This window comes from Rhodococcus sp. MH15 (assembly GCF_019266045.1).
Classification (GTDB): Bacteria; Actinomycetota; Actinomycetes; order Mycobacteriales; family Mycobacteriaceae; genus Rhodococcus_F; species Rhodococcus_F qingshengii.
In genome coordinates, this window is sequence record NZ_LPNP01000081.1 from 75,865 (window position 1) to 96,064 (window position 20,200).

At 62.5% G+C, this 20,200-nt stretch carries 21 protein-coding genes and 1 pseudogene; 8 read left to right on the forward strand and 14 right to left on the reverse strand.

Going from position 1 to position 20,200, the window contains the following annotated elements:
- Positions 1-9 precede the first annotated feature (9 nt).
- A complete protein-coding gene (locus ATN37_RS29465) occupies positions 10-843 on the forward strand; it encodes an NmrA family NAD(P)-binding protein (RefSeq protein WP_030537953.1) in 834 nt (277 codons plus the stop codon).
- A 6-nt stretch (positions 844-849) separates the two neighbouring features.
- Here the strand turns inward: ATN37_RS29465 and ATN37_RS29470 are convergent, their stop codons facing one another.
- The 5 genes from ATN37_RS29470 to ATN37_RS29490 are packed head-to-tail and all read right to left on the reverse strand — an operon-like array spanning position 850 to position 5,274.
- Positions 850-1,860, reverse strand: a complete 1,011-nt coding sequence (locus tag ATN37_RS29470) for a YdcF family protein (protein WP_218696019.1) — start codon at positions 1,858-1,860, stop codon at positions 850-852.
- A 22-nt stretch (positions 1,861-1,882) separates the two neighbouring features.
- Positions 1,883-2,692: an ABC transporter ATP-binding protein gene (locus tag ATN37_RS29475; RefSeq protein ID WP_081558685.1), complete on the reverse strand. Its 810-nt coding sequence runs from the start codon at positions 2,690-2,692 to the stop codon at positions 1,883-1,885.
- The gene (locus tag ATN37_RS29480; RefSeq protein WP_218959922.1) at positions 2,692-3,474 is read right to left on the reverse strand and encodes an ABC transporter permease; all 783 of its coding nucleotides are present in this window, start codon (positions 3,472-3,474) and stop codon (positions 2,692-2,694) included. The genes ATN37_RS29475 and ATN37_RS29480 overlap by 1 nt, the downstream gene beginning before the upstream one ends.
- A 2-nt stretch (positions 3,475-3,476) precedes the next feature.
- Entirely contained in the window at positions 3,477-4,259 is a 783-nt protein-coding gene (locus tag ATN37_RS29485; RefSeq protein ID WP_218696020.1) for an ABC transporter permease, read from the reverse strand.
- Between the two features lie 10 nt (positions 4,260-4,269).
- Positions 4,270-5,274 (reverse strand): ABC transporter substrate-binding protein, encoded by a 1,005-nt coding sequence (locus ATN37_RS29490; RefSeq protein ID WP_218696021.1) that lies wholly within the window; start codon positions 5,272-5,274, stop codon positions 4,270-4,272.
- A 195-nt stretch (positions 5,275-5,469) separates the two neighbouring features.
- Between ATN37_RS29490 and ATN37_RS29495 the strand changes: the two genes are divergently transcribed.
- From ATN37_RS29495 to ATN37_RS29505, 3 genes are read left to right on the forward strand one after another with little or no spacing between them, the layout of a single operon-like run.
- Positions 5,470-6,246 (forward strand): IclR family transcriptional regulator, encoded by a 777-nt coding sequence (locus ATN37_RS29495; RefSeq protein ID WP_007735498.1) that lies wholly within the window; start codon positions 5,470-5,472, stop codon positions 6,244-6,246.
- A gap of 2 nt (positions 6,247-6,248) precedes the next feature.
- Positions 6,249-7,061, forward strand: a complete 813-nt coding sequence (locus tag ATN37_RS29500; protein WP_081558684.1) for an alpha/beta fold hydrolase — start codon at positions 6,249-6,251, stop codon at positions 7,059-7,061.
- Between the two features lie 41 nt (positions 7,062-7,102).
- Entirely contained in the window at positions 7,103-7,489 is a 387-nt protein-coding gene (locus tag ATN37_RS29505) for a RidA family protein (RefSeq protein ID WP_003946047.1), read from the forward strand.
- 13 nt (positions 7,490-7,502) lie between these two features.
- Here the strand turns inward: ATN37_RS29505 and ATN37_RS29510 are convergent, their stop codons facing one another.
- The 9 genes from ATN37_RS29510 to ATN37_RS29550 all read right to left on the reverse strand — a co-directional run bounded on the left by ATN37_RS29510 (position 7,503) and on the right by ATN37_RS29550 (position 16,721).
- Positions 7,503-8,753 carry a reverse transcriptase family protein gene (locus ATN37_RS29510; RefSeq protein WP_080726578.1) on the reverse strand — a complete coding sequence of 417 codons (1,251 nt, stop codon included), beginning with the start codon at positions 8,751-8,753 and terminating at the stop codon, positions 7,503-7,505.
- 240 nt (positions 8,754-8,993) lie between these two features.
- A complete protein-coding gene (locus tag ATN37_RS29515) occupies positions 8,994-9,935 on the reverse strand; it encodes an ABC transporter substrate-binding protein (RefSeq protein WP_003946000.1) in 942 nt (313 codons plus the stop codon).
- 41 nt (positions 9,936-9,976) lie between these two features.
- Positions 9,977-10,690, reverse strand: coding sequence for a class II aldolase/adducin family protein (locus ATN37_RS29520; protein WP_030537945.1), 714 nt, complete (start codon positions 10,688-10,690; stop codon positions 9,977-9,979).
- On the reverse strand, positions 10,687-11,841 hold the full coding sequence (locus tag ATN37_RS29525) for an LLM class flavin-dependent oxidoreductase (RefSeq protein ID WP_007735501.1): 1,155 nt from the start codon (positions 11,839-11,841) through the stop codon (positions 10,687-10,689). The genes ATN37_RS29520 and ATN37_RS29525 overlap by 4 nt, the downstream gene beginning before the upstream one ends.
- Positions 11,838-12,947 (reverse strand): LLM class flavin-dependent oxidoreductase, encoded by a 1,110-nt coding sequence (locus tag ATN37_RS29530; protein WP_030537944.1) that lies wholly within the window; start codon positions 12,945-12,947, stop codon positions 11,838-11,840. The genes ATN37_RS29525 and ATN37_RS29530 overlap by 4 nt, the downstream gene beginning before the upstream one ends.
- A complete protein-coding gene (locus tag ATN37_RS29535; protein WP_007735503.1) occupies positions 12,944-13,984 on the reverse strand; it encodes an ABC transporter substrate-binding protein in 1,041 nt (346 codons plus the stop codon). The genes ATN37_RS29530 and ATN37_RS29535 overlap by 4 nt, the downstream gene beginning before the upstream one ends.
- On the reverse strand, positions 13,968-14,810 hold the full coding sequence (locus tag ATN37_RS29540) for an ABC transporter ATP-binding protein (RefSeq protein WP_081558895.1): 843 nt from the start codon (positions 14,808-14,810) through the stop codon (positions 13,968-13,970). Before ATN37_RS29540 ends, ATN37_RS29535 begins: the two co-directional genes overlap by 17 nt.
- Entirely contained in the window at positions 14,807-15,664 is an 858-nt protein-coding gene (locus ATN37_RS29545) for an ABC transporter permease (protein WP_003946011.1), read from the reverse strand. The genes ATN37_RS29540 and ATN37_RS29545 overlap by 4 nt, the downstream gene beginning before the upstream one ends.
- Positions 15,665-15,668: 4 nt before the next feature.
- Positions 15,669-16,721 (reverse strand): NrtA/SsuA/CpmA family ABC transporter substrate-binding protein, encoded by a 1,053-nt coding sequence (locus ATN37_RS29550; RefSeq protein ID WP_050656908.1) that lies wholly within the window; start codon positions 16,719-16,721, stop codon positions 15,669-15,671.
- Between the two features lie 247 nt (positions 16,722-16,968).
- On the opposite strand from ATN37_RS29550, the gene ATN37_RS29555 reads away from it, so the two are divergent.
- The 4 genes and pseudogenes from ATN37_RS29555 to ATN37_RS29570 form a co-directional block, all read left to right on the forward strand.
- A complete protein-coding gene (locus ATN37_RS29555; protein ID WP_042448211.1) occupies positions 16,969-17,718 on the forward strand; it encodes an IclR family transcriptional regulator in 750 nt (249 codons plus the stop codon).
- Positions 17,719-17,836: 118 nt separating this feature from the next.
- Positions 17,837-18,307: an NfeD family protein gene (locus ATN37_RS29560; protein WP_081558894.1), complete on the forward strand. Its 471-nt coding sequence runs from the start codon at positions 17,837-17,839 to the stop codon at positions 18,305-18,307.
- A pseudogene (locus tag ATN37_RS29565) lies at positions 18,304-19,120 on the forward strand (slipin family protein). The gene ATN37_RS29560 and the pseudogene ATN37_RS29565 overlap by 4 nt, the downstream one beginning before the upstream one ends.
- A gap of 59 nt (positions 19,121-19,179) precedes the next feature.
- Positions 19,180-20,200 (forward strand): DUF222 domain-containing protein (locus ATN37_RS29570; protein WP_256933556.1); only part of this gene is annotated, 1,021 nt, incomplete at its 3' end.

The window sequence follows — 20,200 nt, forward strand, 5'->3', positions numbered from 1 at the left end:
AAAACTCTCATGGAGAACGGAATTGCTCGCGGCGCCGACATCGCGGTGATCGGCGCCGCGGGTAAGACCGGTGAGGCCGTCGTCGCAGCACTGCCGCCGAGCGTGACAGTTCGGCGACTGGTGCGAAAGGCGCGTGTCGACGGGGACTTCGAGGTAGAACTGGAAACCGGAAGCGGACTGCGCAAGGCGCTCGCCGGGTGCCGAGGCGTGTACTTCATTGCCCCGAACGTCCATCCCGACGAGCCCGCACTGCTTCGCAATGCGCTGACGGCAGCGGCTTCGGCGGGAGTGGAGCACTTTGTCTATCACTCCGTCGCGTGGCCGTTCAGCCCGTCCATGCCGCATCACCTGGACAAAGCCAGGTGTGAGGACGAACTGCATCGTTCACCCTTGAAATGGACTGTGCTGCAACCGTGTGCGTACGCGCAGAATTTCGAGGCGGTACTCACTGGTCGGTCTGACACCATCGTCCTGCCGTACAGCGCGGAAACGAAGTTCTCGTTCGTGAGTTTGGCGGACGTGGCGGCTGTTGCCGCGGTCGTACTGAGCGAGGGCTCGGGTGAACATCACGGAGCGACGTACGAGGTGGGCGGCCCGCAAGCTCTGAGCGTCATGGAGGTGGCACAGATGGTGGAAAAGCAGACGTCACGGACCGTCGCGATAGATCAGATCAGCGTGGATCAATGGCGCGAACAGATCGGCAGCAGCCTTGACGTCAACGCCAGCTCGCGTCTGGCGGCGATGTTCGAGTTCTACAACCACCATGATTTTCTTGCCGGCAGCGCGGCCGTCGAACTGCTTCTGGGTCGCCGACCGATGGGCGTCGAGAGCCTGATTCGCTGAATCCGGCTACGAAATGCCTCCTGCCGCCCAGACCACCAGTGGGGGCAGGGCGGCCAGGATCAGGCAGACAGTTCCGTTGAGCCACTTGTGCTCCACCGTGACGGCGGCGAACTCGCGCAGAATGGCGCTCGGCAGGTAGTAACGGGCGGTGTGGGAACCGATGACTTCCGCATCCAGATCGAGGCTTCGGGCAAACGTCGCGGTTCGGAGGATGTGGAAGTTGCTGGTGACCAGAATCATTCGAGGCTTCGTGGTGTTGGCACGGAGAAGGTCTCTGGTGTACTCGAGGTTCTCGAGCGTGGTGGCCGAGCGGTCCTCGAGAATCACGCTCTCGCTTGGTATCCCGTGATCGACGAGGTAGACGCACATTGCCTCCGCCTCGCTGACCACCTCGTCCGAACCCTTCCCGCCGCTCACGACCAACAGTGGTGAACGTCCTTCGCGGACCTCGGCGCGAAAGACGTCGGCCGCCTTGTCCAGACGGCTGGCAAGCAGGGGTGTCACGTCGGCGCCCGAAAGCCCGGCGCCGTGAACCACTATTGCGTCCATCCCGGGCTGGTACTTCTGGCGTCCGTAGACGTAGGAGTAGAGCAGAAAGCTCGTGAACAGAAACCCCAGGTACGACGCGACCAGGCTGAACGAACCGAGAACGACTGCGAGCCAATATCTCTGCGTCAGCAGCGCTGATGCGAGCAACACGTAGGGAACGAGCAGGCCGAGTCCGGCGACGAGTGAGAGCAGATTCGCGACGCTGAATCCCTCGCGCCGCAGCATCGTGACCCCGTTGACGATCAGGAATCCTGCAAGCATGAGCACCAGCAACGGCGAGAGCAGAGCGATCGTCGCGATGACGAACGACGGGACCTCGGTGCCTGGCGCACCCGACTGCAACATCCACAGACCGGTGAAGATCAGTCCGAGAAGTAGGTAGACGCCGTTGCTCAGCCTCCGTCGATCCTGCCTGAACCGGTAGCCGCAGAATCCGAGCAGCGCGAGGCCGATGAGGAGAAGGATCACGGAGCCAGCCTAGGCGAGGCGCTTACGACACGGGCGCCACCACCTTCGACTGCTGGATCGCGGACAGGACCCTGGTACGGCACTCGATGAACAGTGGGTCTGCCTTGGTGGTCAGTTGATCTCGAGTTCCGGTCAACGGGACGTCGACGATGTCCTGCATCAATGCCGGAGTTCCGCCGAGGACGACCACTCGATCGGACAGGTACACCGATTCGTCGACGTCGTGGGTGACGAGGAGGACGGTGATGCCAAGATCACGCTGAAGCGTCAGCAGCAGGTCTTCGAGTTCCGCGCGGGTCTGCGCATCGACCGACGCGAAGGGTTCGTCCATGAGGAGTACCTGCGGCCGATAGGCGAGAGCGCGAGCTATCGCCACTCTCTGCTGCATTCCGCCGGACAACTGCCAGGGGTAGGAACGCGCAGCACCGCCTAGACCGACAACGGCAAGTGCATCGCTAACCCTCTCGTTCTGAACCTTCCGCGCCAGACCGTTGCCCCGTAGCGGCAGGCGAACGTTCTCGCCCACTCGAAGCCACGGCATCAGTGTGCGTCCGTAGTCCTGTGACACGAGAGCCAGCGTGGCCGGCGGTGCATCGATCGCGATCCCGGCGATGCGGACCTCACCGGTGGTCGGCTTCTGCAGACCGGCGATGCAACGAATCAGCGTGCTCTTGCCGATGCCGGAATGGCCGACGATGCAGACGATTTCTCCGGGTGCAATGGACAGATCGATGCCGCGGAGCACTTCGCGGCCGGTGGGACCGCCGTAGGTCACCCCGAGGCCGCTCAGTTCGACTGCGGGTATCGATGCCGCAGATTCTGTGGATGACATCAGTTTCCTTTCACTGCGAGAGCGTCGTGGGTCCGCGGCTGCCATCTGAGCAACCATCGTTCGATCACGCCGTATCCGAGGTTGAGCACGTATCCGATGATTCCCAGCAGGAGAATTCCGGACCACATGTCGGCGATCGCGAAGGTCTGTTGCGCGACGATCACGAAGTGACCGATTCCTGCAGTGGAGACGTACATTTCGCTTCCGACCATGATGACGACACCGATCGCGAGACTGGTGCGGATACCGACTGTTATCTGCGGCATCGCTCCGGGGAGGAGTACCTGCGTGACCAGGAGGGGTGTACGGATCCGGTAGCTGCGCGCCACCAATCGGATACTCGGGTCGATGGAGCGAATGCCGTCGAGGGTGTTGAGGAGTATCGGCCAGACCGCGCCGAAGGCGATGGCGGCAACGTTACCCGTCGAACCGGTTCCGAAAACGATGAAAAGAGCGGGTAATACGGCCAGCGCCGGAATAGCGCGGAAGAACTGGAGAAACGGATCGGCAATGTCGGCAGCCAGCGGGAACAGTGCCAGCAGGAGACCGGCGCCGACGCCGACCACCAGTGCCACGGCGAGACCGAAGGCAAGGTTGGTCAAGCTCGGTACGACATCGTGGGCGAATCCCGGACCGAACCAGTTGTCCACAAACGCTTTCCAGATACGCGACAGCGGCGGGAAGTAAGGCGACTTGCTCGACTCCGAACCGAAGTACCATACGACGACGATCAAGATCGGCAGCCACAACTCCCACGCGAGGAGTCGAAGTCCTGACATCATCTTCACGTCGTCATCCTCCTCGGGATGTAATGCCAGGCAAGTAAACGATTCTCGATCGCCATCACGGCGAAGGCGAGCAGCATTCCGAGTAGTCCGGCGACGATGATCAGTGCGAACATTCGATCGGGGACGGATTGGCTCAGCAGGATCTCCTTACCGAGTCCCGGCACGCCGGCGATCAATTCTGCACCGATGGTCAGCAGCAAGCTCAGTGTTGCCGAAATGCGAATCCCGGTGAAGATGTAGGGCATCGACGCCGGTGCGACGACGAGAGCGAGCCTGCGCCACAGTGGAAGTCGGAAGGAGCGTGCGGTCGCCAGCAGTTCCGGTTCGACGTTGCGCACACCGTGAATCGTCTGGAGCAGAATCGGCCACACACTTACTGCCACGATCAGTGCCACCGCCATCCGTTGCGTCGGGCCCATGATCAGCAGAAAGAGCGGAATGATTGCGAGCGGCGGAACGGTTCGGCAGAAGTCGATGACGAAGCGGGAGGAGACCGTCAGGAACGGGTGCGCGGCGAGCAGCAGCCCTGCCGGGATTCCGATCACCAGGCACAGCGCCAATCCGATCGCCGTGGTGGTCACCGTTTGTCCCAGTGATGTCCACAACGAGGACGTGCCGAGTTCGTTCACAAAGGCCACTGCCACGTCGCTGAACTTCGGAATACCTTTGACGTCCTCGTCGCCGAGCATTCCGAAGATCTGCCAGACGGCTGCCAACGCGAAGAGCGTCAGCAGCCGACCGAGCAGAACCTGCCTGCGGCGAGTCTGCAGGGTTGTCAAGGCGGACAACTCAGTTGGCCGGGGTCAGCAGGGATTCGGCCTCGACCGAATCCGTCAGTACCCCGTACTTGACCAGCAGTTCGATCTCCGTGCCGAGAGCACCCGGTTCCACTACTGCGACGAACTGAGGATTCTTGCTGTTGGCCAGCATTTCGAGCGGAATCTTGGCTTGCGTCGAGAGTGCAGCCTTGACCGCGCCCGGATTCTGATTGGCGTAGTCAACTGATTCGGCAAGCGCGGTACGGAATTTCGCGAGTGAGTCCGGGTTCGCATTGACAAACGATTCCGAAGCGACCAGCGAGGTCCCCGGTACACCGGGTGCGGCCAAGGGGAAGGGGTGGCCGAGGATCTTCAGCCCCGAGTCGGTTGCTTTACTCAGGAACGGATCGATGAGGAACGCCGCGTCGGCCCCGCCGGTGGAAACCAGGTCGCCGAGGTTGGGCATGGGCGCCTGAATGAACGAGACCTTGTTCGCTGCTCCGCCGGATTTCTCCACCGCGGCAGAGATGACTGCTTCGCTGACGGACTTCAAACCGCTGATCGCGACGGTCTTGCCTTCGAGGTCACGGAAGCCGCTGATGGAACTGTCCTTGGCGACCACGAGACCGGACTGGTCGACGCTGTCATTTGCGGCAAAATTCGTGAGCCCGCCGACAATGGTGACGGGCATGTTCTGGCTCCGTGCCTGAATTGCGGCAGCGGCAGTCGTGGCTGCCATATCTGCATTTCCGCTGAGCAACAACGGAATTTGAGCCGAGGAACTAGCGCCGCCCTCCACGAGTTGGATGTCGAGTCCCTCATCGGTGAAGTACCCCTGCTCCATGCCGAGCCAAATCGGTGCGAAGTCCGCGATCGGCTGAGGTGCGATTCGAATCGTGGTGGTCTGGGTGCCCCCGTCGTCGGAGGCCGTGGCGTCGCTCGAACAGCCTGTCAGTGCCAATGCCGCGGTCGCGACCGCGGCTAGGGCAACAACTCTGAACCGTGGTGTCGACCGAAGGGTAAGTCCAACCGTCATGTCCGAAAACCTCTCGCTGGGAAAGATATGACTTCCTTGCCGGTAATCCGGTGGGAAGGTGAAGAAGCTCAAAGAATTCCGTACGCCGGAACGATTGTTGTGACTATAGTAATTTCCAAGACGAATGCCAAGGGTTTTCCAAGAACACGAGATTTCGGATCGCCGGGTACATCCACGGCACCGGGAGGGGATCGGATGACGAAGGGTTCTGCGTCCGCCGTCGACAAAGCGTTGGATCTACTCGAGGCCATCGCGCGCTCGACCACGCCGATGAAGCTCAGCGAACTGGCAGAAGAAGTCGGGATGCTCCGCCCGACTGCGCACCGAGTGCTCGGAGAACTCGCGAACCGTGGTTGGGTCTTCCGCTACGACGGTCGCTATCTCCCCGGCCCGGCTGCACTGCAGGTTTCCCACGAAGCGGCAGCGCATTCGTTGGCGGCCTTGTGCGATCCGACCATGCGGGTGCTGTCCGAGAGCACGGACATGATGGTGAATCTGCAGGTTCTCGAGAGCGGCGGGACGCGGATCATCGCGGCGCTGCGTCCCGAGAGACTCAAGATGATCACTCGGATGCTCGGGGATCTGCTTCCGCCGCACCGGTTCGCGGGTCCGCTCGCGTTGGTGGCGGCACTCGAGGACAACACCCGGGCGCCCTACCTGGCGATGGTGGAGAAGAGCGGCTATCCGCTGGAAGGACCCACCGGCTTTCTCGCCGACATCGCCGAGACGCAGAAAACCGGATTCGCCGTTGTCCACAAACGATCTCAGGACATCATCGGTTCGGTCTCGCGTGCAGTGTCTTCCCGCAAGGGGTCTCCGCTCTGTGCGTTGACGGTGATCGGTTTCGATACCGACTTCGATGCGAAGACGACGCGAATGGTCGAAGAACACCTGCTGCGGGCCACCGATGAAGTGCAGCAACTCCTCACTGACCACACTTCGGGCAAGCGCCCGTCCGACACAGGAGAATAAGGATGATTTCACGGACCGAGGGCTTCATCACCGTCGCAGACGGCGAACGGGTCTGGTACGAGACTGCCGGCGAGGGCCCGGATCTGATTCTCACGCACGGTCTCGGCGGAAATGCGGCCGTCTGGTACCAGCAGGTGCCCTACTTCGCTCAGCACTATCGGGTGATCAGCTGGGATCAGCGAGGATTCGGCCGCTCTACCAACGAGAACGGCAACCACGGCCCGGTAGCGGCAGTCTCTGATCTGATCGAAATCATGGACCTGTTGGCGGTTGATCGAGCGCACGTGGTCGGCCAGTCGATGGGCGGTTGGGCCGCATTGGGGACCGCGATCGCTGTTCCGGACCGGGTGGAGTCGGTAGTCCTGGCCTGCACGACCGGCGGCATTCCCGTCGGATTCGGTCCGGACAGCGCACCTCCCCTCACCGCAGCACCCGTCACCGCGCGGCCCCTGGGGGAGCATCCCGCTGTGGGCGGACGGTTGCCGAGCCTGGACATGGCGAGGGCATACCTGTACCAAGCTCTCGGCACCTTCGGTCATCGCCCACCTGACACCGAGTTCTTCCGAATTCTCAAGGCCCACAACTATTCGGTGGCCGAACTCGCGGCGGTGGCTGCACCGGTTCTGCTGATCGCGGGTGAGCTGGACGATTTGATGACACCCGAGCGGATTCGCAGCGCCGCCGAGTTCCTGCCCCACGCCGAAGTGGTCGAGCTTGCCGACCGCGGCCACTCCCCCTATTTCGAGGACCCACACGCGTGGAACGAGTTGGTGGCGCACTTCCTGGCCGATGTTCGTGCGCGCCCAGTGCGCTGAAACGCCAACTCGTCACGCATATTCAACTCCGAGGAGATCTAATGGATTCATCTCAGACCGTCGAGTTCATACCACCCGCTTTCGATACGCCGTTCTCCACCGGAGTGCGCGTCGGAGACGTTCTGTATCTGTCGGGTCAGATCGGCATGCTCCCGGACGGGACTTTGGCCGACGGCTTCGAAGCGCAGGCTCGTCAGACAATGGAGAACATCGTGGCTTCGCTGATCGCTTACGGTTCCGGCGTCGAAGCAATCTTCAAATGCACTGTCATGCTCGACGACATGTCTCGTTGGCAGGAGTTCAACAAGGTCTACCTCGAGTATTTCCCGGCGTCGAGACTGCCGGCCCGCAGTGCGTTCGGAACAGACGGACTGGCACTGGGTGCGCACATGGAGGTCGAATGCATGGCCTACACCCCGCGGGTCTGACTGCTCGCGGGCACTAACCGTCCCAATCCACACGTTCAGCCAGGCGCAGCAATGTGCGTCGGCGTGTAGTGCTGGTTTCGCCGATGTGCGCGATCCGGCCGTAGATGTGGGCGCGGAAGTTCTCCACGCCATCCCGATTCTGTTCCTGCGCAGAAGTACTGGCGGCATTGTGCAGCAGGGCGCGCAAGCGATCGTAGTCGTCGCGCGGATACGAGGGTTGGTCGTTGATCACCAGCCCGGTGAGGTGTTGGCGTCGATGAGGGCGCATCACCTTGGTCTTTCGTGGATGGATGGCAAACCCTTCGTCTCTGGCGATCTGCTCGACCGTCCAGAGGAGGGTGCCGACGTCGGCTACTTCGATTCCGGAGAACGCGAGGTCGTCGGCGTATCGGGTGTAGGTGAGCCAGTTCGCTTGTGCGAGTCCACTCAAGCGGATGTCGAGTTTGCGTGCGACGAGATTCGCCAGTGCAGGAGAAGTGGGTGCGCCTTGCGGAAGATGCGCGGTGCGTAGCTGTGATGCCTGTGCATACGGTAGGCCGCGCAGGGTATCGGCAGGCGTTGCAACAGTGCACAATCCGGTGAGAACGCCTGCCACTGCGGGTGGATAGCCGAGGGCGGCGAAGACGGCATGAACGCGGCTGCCGCTGATCGAAGGGAAGAACTGCGCGAGGTCCGCGCCGATCACGATTTCCGACTGTGCGTGCGGCGCTGCAAAAGTCAGAGGGCTTCGACCACGGACAAATCCGTGTGCCGCGTCGTGCGGGGGCACCAGGTCGAGGATGCGGCGCAGGATCTTCCGCTGAATTTCGCGCAATCGGGGTTTCGGTACCTCGAGGAGGCGAGCGCCGGCCTTCTTGCTGATCTGCATCGGCCGGTAGTGGCGTAGCGGTCGGGGTTTCGTGCGGAGCCATTCCCCTCGGTCGGCGAACCACTCGAGTTCGGAGATCGTCAGATCCAGTGAACGAGCCAGGTCCACACTGGTGTTGTAGCGGGGAACGTCGAACCGCCACACCGAGGTTTCATTGGTGTCCAGTGAGAGGGGAACAGGCCGCAGGCGAGGTAGTTCGCGAAGCAATCGGTACAGAGTCTGCGGTTCGAACGGTGGGGCGGGCATGAGGTCGAGAACGCGCACGGCCAGGAGCGTCGGGGAAACGCCGAAGACGGTTCCGAATGCCTCCTCGAGGCCGCTGAGGGTCCACGGAGCGTCAGCGGCCGCAACGGCCAGACGACGCGCCAACTCGGGATCGAGCTCGAAGTCACGCATGATCCGACTCCGGGATGCGACGGGGCGGGGTGACCAAATCCTTTGTCCGGTGCGGCGGCAAGCACGCGGAGCGTGCCGAACGCCGGTGGACGCAGTATCCAATTCTTCTGGCCGACCCAGGGGTTACCCCTGAGACTGGTCGCGTGGACCAACTCTCACCCACGCGCCGCCGCATTCCTTCACAATGGCAGACCGTTCGGTATCTGTCACGTGTGAAGCGGATCTGTCAGGAGTGGGTCCTCAGATCGACGAACGATCCGAACCGACGAACTCGCTGATCCACGGCACGACTGCTTCGCGGACGGTGACCGCTTTCGGCAGTAGTCCGTTGCTCAGCAGGAGATCGGCCGCGCGCTGCTGCTCGTCCAGGAACTCGTCGGTGACAGGGTTGACACCGAAAGGACGTCCGCGCAGTGCAGCTTCCCAGGCATCGAGGCTCGCGGACCCGCCACGCTTCTCGACGTCGTCGACGAAGACCTGGGCGGCTTCGCGGGGGTTGGCTTCGATCCAGGCGTCGGATTCCTGCAGGGCCTCGATGATCGCCTGGAGGGCCTCCGGGTTGGTATCCGCGAAATCGCGCCGGGTGAACCACAGTGAGGGGTGGCTGAAGAGTCCGTCGGTGGCGATCAGCGTGCGCAGTTCGTGGTTCGCTTCGATGTCCGTCAGCCCCGGGTACGCGCCAACCCAGGCATCGATGGTGCCGTCGACGAGGTCCGCTCCACCACCGCGTACGTCGGTGTCGACGGGGACGATGTCGGACCAGGTCAGCCCCGCCTGATCCAAGGCGAACAACAAAAGTGTGGTCTGCCACGATCCGTGCGCGATGCCGACGCGCTTGCCGCGCAGGTCCTCAACCGTGTTGATCTCGGACTCTGCCTTGACTACCAGGCGCCCGTTCTCCACACGTGGGCCGGAGATTCCGATGTAGACGAGATCGCGGCCCTGAGCCAATCCGGTGACGGGCGGCGTGAATCCGGTTCCGATCACGTCGTATCCGCCCTCCTCGAACAGCCAGTCCGAGTGCAGGGTCGGCAAGGCGTTTTCCGGGTTCACTGCAGGCTTGGCGGGAAGCTCACGCAGGTCCACCCACTCGACATCGGGGAGACGGCGTTCGAGGATTCCGGTGTGGCGCAGTACGAACAGCGAATTGTTGTGTGGGAAGTATCCGACGCGAACGGTCATGAGATCTACGGTTTCCTGTTCTGAATCAGTGATGGGGGTGGCTAGATGAGGCCGCGTCGACGCGCCTCGTCGGCGAGTCCGCTACGGCCCCACTGCACGGCGAGGTTGGACGGATCGAATTCGACCGAACCGCCGAGGGATTCGGCGATCGCCTGGAACTGGGCGCCCTCCTCGAGGAGGACGACGAACTTCGCGAGGTCGAGCAACCCGCTGCGGCCGATGACGTTGACCCCGCCGTTGGCTTCGAAGATCGCCACCAGATCGGGATCGTGTTCGAGACGCTCGAGAATGAAATCGCCTGCAGAACGGGACCGATCGATGTGCGGCGGAATCTCTCGGGAGAGCGTCAGCCTCTGCGAAGCCGCATAGCGGATGGGTAGCGTCCGATGTGTCTGTGCCCAACCGCCGAGCCACGGTGTGTGGATGTGGACAACGCTGGTGATTTCCGGATGCTGACGGAAGACCGATGCGTAGCCGGTGACAAATCCGGCCGATCCGTTGCCGGACAGCACCTCTCCATCGAAGGTGGCGACAACCGGTGACACCGACGGATCGTTCGCCCACGGTCCCGGATCGTTCAGGGCGACCGCGATTTCGGTGCCGGGTACTCGTTCGACGAAGTTGACGGTCCCGTTGGCTGCAACGGTTCCGGTCTTGCGGAAGACGTCGAATGCTTTGTCTGCTGCTTTGCGAGCTTCTTCGACGAATGCTGCGGTATCGGTATCGGTGTCGAGTCGAGTTTCGGTGGTGGTCATCGAGTCTCCAGTCCAGAAGGTGTGATCGGGGTGCGCTGCAGGAGGGGAAGAACTTCTTCGCCGACGCGGTATGCCTCTTCGAGATGCGGGTTACCGGCGAGGATGAAGGCGTCGACGCCCAGTTCGCGCAGCTCGTCGAGTCTTTCGGCGACCTGCTCGTAACTGCCGACCAGTCCGAACGCCGGTCCGCCGCGGATGAGGCTGAAGCCGCACCACACGTTGGGTTGCACTTCCAGATCTCGGTAGCCGGTGATGTGTTCGGGTACCCAGCCTTTGATGCGGGCGGCGCCCACCGAGTCACCCTGGGCTGCACGGTCGGCGGCCCCCTTGTCGACGAAGGCCCAGCCTTTCTCGATCTCGGCCCACGCGGCTTCTTCGGTGTGCCGGGCTACGACGTCGATGCGTACGGCGAATTTCGGCGTGCGTCCCAGTTTGGCCGAGTTCTCCCGCACTCCGTCGATCTTGGCTCTGAGATCGGCGTACGGCTCCAGCCAGGAAAGGTAGTAATCGGAGTGCAGTCCGGCGGCGGCGACGGCTGCGGCCGAAGATCCGGAGAAGTACACCTCGGGAAACGGTTGGCCGGCCAGTCCGGTTGGCAGTGCGGCGCCGTGGGTTTGGAAGAAGCGACCGTCGAAGTCGAAAGGTTCGCCGTCCCACACACCCTTGAGGACATCGAGGAACTCGGACGTTCTGGTGTAGCGATCGTCGTGGTCGACTTTGTCGCCCCACCACAGCTGAGGCGCTCCGCCTCCACCACTGATGATGTTGTAAACCAGACGTCCGCCGGTTGCTCGCTGCAGACTGGCCGACATCCGCGCTGCCTGTACCGGGTGAAGGAACCCCGGTTGGAACGCGACCATGAAACGGTAGGTGGTGGTCTCGGCGGCCAACGCTGCTGCGGTCGCCCACGGATCCTCGGTCATCGGGAAAGACGGCAGAAGTCCACCGAGGAACCCTGCGGACTCGGAAGCCTTTGCCACCGCTGCCATGTGGTCGATGTAGCTGTATCCGTCCAATTCGCCGCCGCGGATCGCGGGAGCAATGTTGCCCGGCCCGTATCCACCGGCATCGCCGCGGTTGTAGCGACGCGGAGTACGCAGCGACGCGTGGTCGCCTTCCATCCCGATCCGCCAATAGAAATCGATGCTCATGCGGTGGCCTTCTCTTCTGTGGTGGCCTTCTCTTCCTTGCGAATCCGACCCTCGGGATCGACCAGGTGCAGGAGATGCTCGCCCGCCCGGTGCAGCTCTTCGATGTGTGGCCGACCGGACAAGACGAAACCGTCCACGCCGATATCGCGATACGACGACAATCGCTGCGCCACCTCCTCGTAGCTTCCGACGAGGCCGATACTGTGCTCGTAGCCGATGCGGTCGAATCCGGACCACAGGATGCCGCCCCGATCGATCTCGAGTGCAGCGGAATCGGCTTCTCTCAGTTGCCGTTCGACGCGAGCCCAGGCTTCGTCCGCTGTTTCCCTCGCGATGATCGGGATGCGCAGGACCTTCTCGACGGTCCTGCCGAGTTCGGATGCTCGGTCGTCGAGGGTGGTGATCCGTGTCGACAACTCGCCGCCGGCAAGGGTGAACTGATGGACATCGGCATGGTGGGCCGAGAGTTCCAGAGCTTCCGGTGAGTCCCCGGTCAGATGCACTCGGGGAAAGCGGAGTCCCGACAAGATGCCTCGGAATCCGCCGCCGAGTACGTCGTAGTACTCGCCGTCGAAGTCGTAACCCGTGCCGCCGAATCCGCCAGGGAGAATCTGCTCCTCGTTCCATACGCCACGGGCGACGGTCAGGAACTCCGCGGCGCGCGCGTAGCGGTCGGCTCCTCGAACCACGTCGCCGCGAGCAGCGGCGTCTTCGGGGTCCGTCTCTACCTTCACTCGCCATTCGAGACGACCTGCCGACAGGCGCTGAAGTGTCGCCGACATTTTGGCGGCGTAGACGGGGGTGCCGAAAGTGGGGTGAAACTCCACGACCACTCGCGAATGACGCGTCTGACGTAGGGCGGCGGCAGCAACGATCCAGGATTCTTCGCCATTCGGATCGTACGGTGCGACAACGCCGTCGACGCCCGATAGTTCGGCTGCGAGAACGATCTGTGCCAATTCGTCGAAGGGCCCGAAGTTTCCGGGACGAACATCGGTCGCAACGGTAGTCGGTCGCTGCGGCCCGAAGCCGCCGCGACTGTTCAGTGCGGCCACCGCCCGGCGTCCGTCACCGCGAGAGGGCAGCTCCCAGTAGACGTCCGTCATTCTGCTGTGCCCTTCTGCGCAACAAGGTTGCGTGCCTGTTCCAGTGGTTCGTGCGCCACCCAGGACTGCAGGTCGAAGTCGGCGGCAAGGAAGCCGTGCGCATACAGGAATTGTTTCTGCACCCCGAGCAGGTCCACACGCTCGTCAGACAGGCTCAAATGCAGTCCGGTGTGGAAGTTCTCGCCGTACGCTGCCACCACACCTTCGGGCCCCGACTGTGTTTCGGTCTGCAGAACGGCTCGGACCTCGTCGATGTTGGCTGCGGCCCAGTCCGCCGCTCTCAGGCTCTCGGCGAGGAAACCCACGACGATGTCCGGGCGTTGTTCGAGTAGGTCGGCGTGAACTGTGATCGGTCGTGGGGTGCCGTTGTTGACGCGATCACGTAGCGATGCAGTGGAATCGAGATCGACGGCAACGGCGAGGCCATGTTCGCGGGCAACTTCCTGGGCGCGGGCACCCTTGACGTAGATGGCGTCGACGTCGCCGCGTAGCAGGGATTCGACGCCCCACGTCGTGTTGCGGGTGGACGAGGCGGTGCGGACCTCGGGGGCTGCCGTCGTCGCAACCTCGACGAGAGTGACGTCGGCAAAACTCAACTCGCCGAGTCGAAGTGCGGAGGCGAAGCCGTGCAGGGCCATGGCACGGGGAAAGCTCCTGGCCTGATCTGCCGCCCAGGCCGGGATGCCGATCCGAGCGCCTGCCAGAAGACCGGCTTCTCGGATGTCGGAGTCTCCGCGCACCAGGATTGCCTGGGCCTCGTCGATCCAGGTGAGCCCGATGAGCCTCGTCGGAGAACCACTGGCACGCGCGGCCAGTGCGGGGACGTTGCCGCCTTCGCGAATGAGTCCGGAGAGGTGGTGATCGAAATGGCGCACTGCCAATTCCGGTCCGGCATCTTGCAGTACGCCGAAACGCACTCCGGATTCGTTTGCCGTCCGGTCGAGCCAACCGAGACTGTTGGCGAGGCCGCTGGCGGTGGGAACGGGGCAGCGGGTGTACCAGAGTGTGTCGATTGCGGAATCAGCGATCAATGTCATAACTGTCCTGTCCGTCGGGGAAGGTGCGACCGACGCCGAGTTCCTTCAGGAAACTCGCTCGGTAGCGCAGAGATTCGGGATCGTTCCGATCGCGGGGGCGTGGCAGGTCGATGTCGACATCCACGGCAAACCCGCCCTTGTCGAGGATGAGCACACGGTCGGCAAGTCGTACGGCTTCGTCGACATCGTGCGTGACGAGCAGTACTGCCGGACGGTGGCGGGCGACCAGATCGCCTACCAAGTCTTGCATTTGGAGCCTGGTCAAAGCGTCGAGGGCTGCGAACGGTTCGTCGAGCAGTAATAGTTCAGGTTCGCGAACCAGAGCACGAGCCAATGCGACGCGTTGGGCCTCGCCGCCGGAGAGGGTGGCCGGCCAGGCGCGGTGCTTGTCCGCGAGGTTGACCTCGGCGAGTGCGTTGCGTGCATTGTCGGTCACCTGACGTGACCGTTTCTGTCCGACTGTGACATTGGCCAGAACTCGCTTCGACGGAATCAATCGCGGTTCCTGGTAGACGACCGTGCGGTCGCGTGGGACCAGCACATCACCGCTGTCCGGTGCTTCCAAACCGGAAAGCACTCGCAGCAGGGTTGTCTTGCCGGTACCGCTGGGGCCGAGGAGAACGACGAACTCGCCGCGCGTGATCTCGAGGTCGATACCACCTAGAACAGTCTTGTCACCGAACGACTTACGTACTCCGGTGAGCGAGACCGCTACCGGTGATCCGGCACGTCGCTCGGCCGCGGTGGTGCCGGTCCGCTCACGGGCTGCCAACGGCGGCAGAGGTGCTTCGGTGGATGGCAGCGAGCCGATGGTTGTATTCGTCATCGCGCCACCGACAATCTCCGCCACGGCATGGAGTACCGCTCGATCAGTCTGACGATTGCGTCGAAGATGAGTCCCAGTGCCGCGTACATGACGATGCACAGAACCATGTAGTCGGTGCGGTTGTATTCCTGCGCCAGGGTGACCAGATATCCGATGCCCTCACGTGTGCCGACCTGCTCGGCGGCGATCAATCCGGTGATGCTGAGCGACAGGCAGATTCGAAGCCCCATCAGAACACCGGGGAGGGCGGTCGGAAGAATCGCTCCGAACACCAGTCGCCAACCCGTCAGGCCGAAACCTTGTGCCGCTTCCACCATCTTGCGATCGACTCCGCGCACTCCCAGGTAGGTGTACGCGTACATGGGGGCGACGGTCGCGACGGCGATCAGGACTACCTTGAAGGTTTCGTCGATACCGAACCAGGCGATGAACAACGGAACGAGCGCGAGGAACGGAACCGCGCGGTTGATCTGCATGGTCGAGTCGATCAGTTCTTCGCCGAGCGAGGAGAGACCGGACAGAACCCCGAGCACCAATCCGACGATCACACCGACCGAAACACCGAGTGCAGCACGTTGAAGCGACGCGAGACCGAAGTCGACCAACTGACCCGACTGGTAGAGCTCGGCGAATGCCGTCCACACCGCCGGAGGTCCGGCCAGGATCTCTTCGCGGATCAGTCCGGTAGCGGATCCGATCCACCATCCGGCAACCAGCAGCGCGGGCACGAGGAAGCGGAGTGGGATCGAGACCCACTTGGGCCTGCTGCGATTGCGGCGGTAGCGGGGCGTTTCGAGTTGCGGATGCTCCACTGACGGCGACGCAGTTCGTGCGGGCCGGGTCAGCGTCACCATCGGGTCACTTCCCCTCGGTGGTGGGCGCTGCCGCTGCCGAACCTGCCACAGCACCCTGGAGGTCGAAGATCACGTCACTGCCCTTGATCGGCTGCTGGATCACCTTGTTGTCGGCGAACAACGTGGAGATCGATTCGAGGTCGGTAGCGTCGGCTGCAGTCGGGTAGCGGAAGTTGGTGATCTGGCCGCCCAGGGTGATCGCGTCGTCGAGTCGCTGTCCGGAGAGTGCGCGCGGACCGGTCTGTTCGAAGACGTTCTCGAATGCTGCCGGGTCGGCCTGCTGCTTCGCGGTGAGTTCCTGGGTGACCTCGAGGAACTTCTGGACCACTTCGGGATGCTCTTCGAGTACTACGGTGCGGCCGGCGATGATGGTGCTGTCCACGGAGTCGATGCTCGCCTCGGTTGCGATCTCGACCGCGCCCTTGGCCTTGGCCTCCTGATACGGAATCAGGAACGATGCCCACGCGTCGACCTGCCCGGTGGAGAACGCCGACGCCGCGTCAGCCTGTTGCAGCGGAACACGTTCGACGGAATCGATCGGCACTCCGGCCTGCGTCAGGGCCTTGAGCGTGATGTACTCGCCCTTGCCTGCAGGGTTGACGGCAATGCGCTTGCCGGCCAGATCTGCGACGGTCTTGATGCCGGACTCCGGAGTGGCGATGATGCCGGCCTGGTCCTTGTTGTACGGGTCGGACGTGGCGAAGATGCGGACACCCACGTCCTTGGACAGTGCGCCGACGACGGGACTGTATGCGCCGGTTTGGATGTCGAGTTCACCGCTGTTGAAGAGTTTGAGGTTGGAGCTGAATCCCGGTGTGGTCTTGACCCATTCGATCTTTGCGCCCAGCGGTGCCAGAGCCTCGTCGTAGGTTCCGTCACGCTTGCCGACGGCGATGGCACCGGAGTTTCCGGGATCGAAGACCTTGAGCGTGAAGTCTGCGCTGGAATTGCCTGCGGCGCTGTCGGAATCGGAAGACCCACACGCCACCGCCAACCCGGCCAGCGGGATCATGGCGAGCGCAGCGGCAGCTCGTGGCAGTCGGCGGAAGCGGGACATGTATGTGGCTCCTTCAGGCGTTGAATCGTCAGAACTGACGACGATGACGCTATTGGGTGCCTGTCCGTTTTACCCCCGTTTGTTTTCTGGAGATTGGAAATCTTGACAACATCGGAAGTCTGTTCATCTGGGCTTTTGCAGGTCCACGTTCGGTTCCTTTCCATCTGATGGAAAGGATGGCCGGACTGCTGGGTCCGTGTTAGCGTCCGATTCTCAGGTCGATCAGGCCACAGCGAAAGGATCGTTCGTGACGGACGCACGCGGCGCGGGAGTTCAGACGGTAACCCGTGCCCTGACCATGCTCACATGTTTTCGCAGTGGCGAAGAACTGGGAGTCTCGGAAGTTGCGCGGCGACAAGAGCTTGCGGTCAGCACCACGCATCGATTGCTGCAGTCGCTCGTCGACGCGGGATTTCTCGAGAAGGACGACGCAACCAGTCGGTATCGCATCGGCGCGGCGCTGGCGGCTTACGGACAGGTCTCCTACCGGCAGCATCGGATCTATCTGTCCGAGCCCTTTTTGGAGCAATTGGCCGCGACGACAGGAGCATCCGCTTCCCTGGCAGTGCGAAGCGGAAGTGAGGTGGTGTTGCTCGGATTCAGTCGGTGGCGCGAGGCCGACGGGCACGTGCTGCAGGGTGTCCGCCTTCCCTTGCATGCGAGCGCACTGGGGAAAGCCTTTCTGGCTTGGTCCGATGTCGACGATTCCGAGCTGGCTGCGCTGCCACGTGAAGCGACCACTCAGCGTGCGATCACCGATGTCGCCGGTATCCGCCGGGAACTGGAACTGACTCGTGAGCGAGGATACGGATTCAACGACGAAGAGTTGACCCCGGATTTCCGAACGATCGGAATTCCGATCATCGATGGATCCGGCACTGTGCGTTACGCTCTCGGGCTTCGTGGTCCGGTCGAGCTGATGATCGACGAACGGATTCCGTTTCTCGCCGACCTTGCCAAGGTGACTGCACGACAGATCGGTGAGGTCCTTCTCTGACGTGATGTGAAAGCGCTTGTGGCAGATCCGGCCGAACGTGATTACCGTTGAAGTCGAGGGCGCGATCGCACAATGGCTACGCGACGTGACCGCGTCCTCGCGAGCGTGGAGACGAGTGATGACGACGATCGGTGTCGTTGCCCTGTTGCTGGGCGTCCTGTTGATCGTGGTCGAGGCGCATGCCCCAACCGCGGGGGTGCTCGGTGCGCTTGGAGCACTCATGATCGGTGCCGGCGTGTGGATGCTCTTCACGTCCGACGGTATCGGGCAATTGATCGCGATTCCGGTGACGGCGGGGGTCGCGGTAGTCGGCCTGGGCGTGGTGGCGGTAGCGAGTCGAAAAGCGCTTACCGCGCGCCGCGCTCCCGTGCGTACGGGGACGGAATCTCTTGTCGGCTCGGACGCGACCGTTCGCAGTTGGATCGGTGCGCAGGGTCAGGTCGAGCTCGACGGCGGATTATGGCGTGCTCGAATGGAATTCGGGTACGACGATTCTGTGCCTGCCGTGGGCGAATCCGTCGTCGTAGAGCAGGTTCGAGGCCTGACTCTGAAAGTGCGCCGTCGTGAACCGTGGGAGCTGCCGCTATGACCACCGTGCTTGTCGTGTTGTCCGTGTTTGTCGTGCTGATTGCAGTCCTTGTGGGCATGTCGGTGAGAGTTCTGCGCGAGTACGAGCGCGCGGTGGTGTTCCGCCTCGGTCGACTGATCACCCTTGAAGGGTCCTGGTCTGGTGATTCTGGTGCCGGCGATCGATCGCATGGAGCGGGTCAGTCTGCGAACCGTCACGCTGAAGATACCGGTCCAAGAAGTGATCACTCGCGACAACGTCCCCGTGAAGGTCACCGCCGTCACGTACTTTCGGGTCGTCGACGCTGACCGTTCGATAGTCGAGGTCGAGGATTTTCTGGCCGCCACCTCACAGATCGCCCAGACCACACTGCGCTCCATTCTCGGTAAAGCTGAGTTGGACTCGCTGCTCTCCGAACGTGAACGCCTCAACGAGGACTTGCAGAAGGTAATCGATCAGCAGACCGAGCCGTGGGGAGTCAAGGTCACGACCGTCGAGATCAAGGACGTCGAGATTCCGGCCAACATGCAGCGCGCCATCGCCAGGCAAGCAGAGGCCGAACGAGAGCGGCGAGCCAAGATCATCAACGCCGACGCCGAGTGTCAGGCTTCGGCCAAGCTCGCCGAGGCGGCCGAGGTGATCAGCCGCAACCCGACCACCCTGCAGTTGCGTTATCTACAGACGCTTCACGAGATCGGTAGTGAGAACAACTCCACCGTTGTCTTCCCCTTGCCGCTGGATCTTGTCCGGCCCTTTATCGGTGGCGGAGTTGCGGCAACTCCCGCGACCCAAGAACCTGCCCGTTTCGCCTGGAATGCGAAAGTTGTTGATTAGCATCTAGTTTCGGTTCTTCATTCCTTGTATTCGAAACTATGTTCGATTAGACTTTCGGCATGGACAGTCGGGAAGCGTGGCAGCTGGATGGTGAGGGCCTCAAGGGTGAGGTTCTGGATCTGGTACGTGTCCGGCACGAGTTGCAGTCGCGGATGGTGTTGTTGATCGTGGAGATGTTTTCCCGGGAGGTTCTCGGAGGGAAGGGGTTTCGGGCGATCGCGCAGTGGTTGCATGGTTCGACGAATCTGGAGATTGGCGAGTGCAGTCTGCTGGTCGGGTTGGCGCGGTTGTTGATGCTCGAACCCGTGGTGGCGGATGCGTTTCACCGGGGTGATGTTCATGCGTTGAAGGCGCGGCAGGTGGCGTCGTTTTGTCAGCATCCGCCGAAGAACATGACCCTGGCGGATGTGGACAAGGCTCGCGGGATCCTGTTGGGGTTGGCGTCGCAGAACATTGCCGATTGTGATGCGGTGCGGGCGGCGATCCGGCGGATCGAGAAGCAGTACGGAAAACGCGAAGACGGCGTCCCGGTCGGCGAGGATTCGGAGCGTAACGAGTTCTACGCCTCGAAAGGCTTGTACGGGCGCGTGTCGGTGAAGGGTGATCTGGATGCGGTGAACGGGGCGCGTCTGATCACGTTGCTGTCGAGCCTGTCGGCGCCGACGCCGGAGAAGGACGGCGTGAAGGACGCGCGTACTCCGGCATTACGACGGGCGGACGGGTTCTGCGAACTACTGCGGCGGTACGAGCGGGCGGGGTTGGGTCCGATCGAAGGCGGAGTGAAACCACACATCACGGTGACCGCGTCCGCGAAAGACATGACAGATCTGCAGTCCTTGAAGGACTTGCTGCCGTCCACTCAGGAACTCGGGTTCGCGTGGACGGATTGGGTGGGCCCGATCAGCATCGACACCGCCCGGATGCTCGCCTGCGACTGCACCGTGACGCGGATTTTGTTGGACGAGAATGGTGTTCCGCTCGACTGCGGCAAGGAAGCGAGAACGGCGACAGTTCCGCAGCGGCGGGCGTTGGCGGTTCGCGATGGTGGGTGCGCGTTTCCGGGGTGCGGGACACCGTCGG

Bases quoted from the DNA above. Each gene is read 5' to 3' on its own strand.
- ATN37_RS29490 (WP_218696021.1), bottom strand. From the start codon at position 5,274: ATGACGGTTGGACTTACCCTTCGGTCGACACCACGGTTCAGAGTTGTT.
- ATN37_RS29525 (WP_007735501.1), bottom strand. From the start codon at position 11,841: ATGAGCATCGATTTCTATTGGCGGATCGGGATGGAAGGCGACCACGCG.
- ATN37_RS29495 (WP_007735498.1), top strand. From the start codon at position 5,470: ATGACGAAGGGTTCTGCGTCCGCCGTCGACAAAGCGTTGGATCTACTC.
- ATN37_RS29560 (WP_081558894.1), top strand. From the start codon at position 17,837: ATGACGACGATCGGTGTCGTTGCCCTGTTGCTGGGCGTCCTGTTGATC.
- ATN37_RS29515 (WP_003946000.1), bottom strand. From the start codon at position 9,935: ATGACCGTTCGCGTCGGATACTTCCCACACAACAATTCGCTGTTCGTA.
- ATN37_RS29475 (WP_081558685.1), bottom strand. From the start codon at position 2,692: ATGTCATCCACAGAATCTGCGGCATCGATACCCGCAGTCGAACTGAGC.
- ATN37_RS29535 (WP_007735503.1), bottom strand. From the start codon at position 13,984: ATGACATTGATCGCTGATTCCGCAATCGACACACTCTGGTACACCCGC.
- ATN37_RS29530 (WP_030537944.1), bottom strand. From the start codon at position 12,947: ATGACGGACGTCTACTGGGAGCTGCCCTCTCGCGGTGACGGACGCCGG.
- ATN37_RS29520 (WP_030537945.1), bottom strand. From the start codon at position 10,690: ATGACCACCACCGAAACTCGACTCGACACCGATACCGATACCGCAGCA.
- ATN37_RS29550 (WP_050656908.1), bottom strand. From the start codon at position 16,721: ATGTCCCGCTTCCGCCGACTGCCACGAGCTGCCGCTGCGCTCGCCATG.
- ATN37_RS29465 (WP_030537953.1), top strand. From the start codon at position 10: ATGGAGAACGGAATTGCTCGCGGCGCCGACATCGCGGTGATCGGCGCC.
- ATN37_RS29500 (WP_081558684.1), top strand. From the start codon at position 6,249: ATGATTTCACGGACCGAGGGCTTCATCACCGTCGCAGACGGCGAACGG.
- ATN37_RS29540 (WP_081558895.1), bottom strand. From the start codon at position 14,810: ATGACGAATACAACCATCGGCTCGCTGCCATCCACCGAAGCACCTCTG.
- ATN37_RS29480 (WP_218959922.1), bottom strand. From the start codon at position 3,474: ATGATGTCAGGACTTCGACTCCTCGCGTGGGAGTTGTGGCTGCCGATC.
- ATN37_RS29545 (WP_003946011.1), bottom strand. From the start codon at position 15,664: ATGGTGACGCTGACCCGGCCCGCACGAACTGCGTCGCCGTCAGTGGAG.
- ATN37_RS29510 (WP_080726578.1), bottom strand. From the start codon at position 8,753: ATGCGTGACTTCGAGCTCGATCCCGAGTTGGCGCGTCGTCTGGCCGTT.
- ATN37_RS29505 (WP_003946047.1), top strand. From the start codon at position 7,103: ATGGATTCATCTCAGACCGTCGAGTTCATACCACCCGCTTTCGATACG.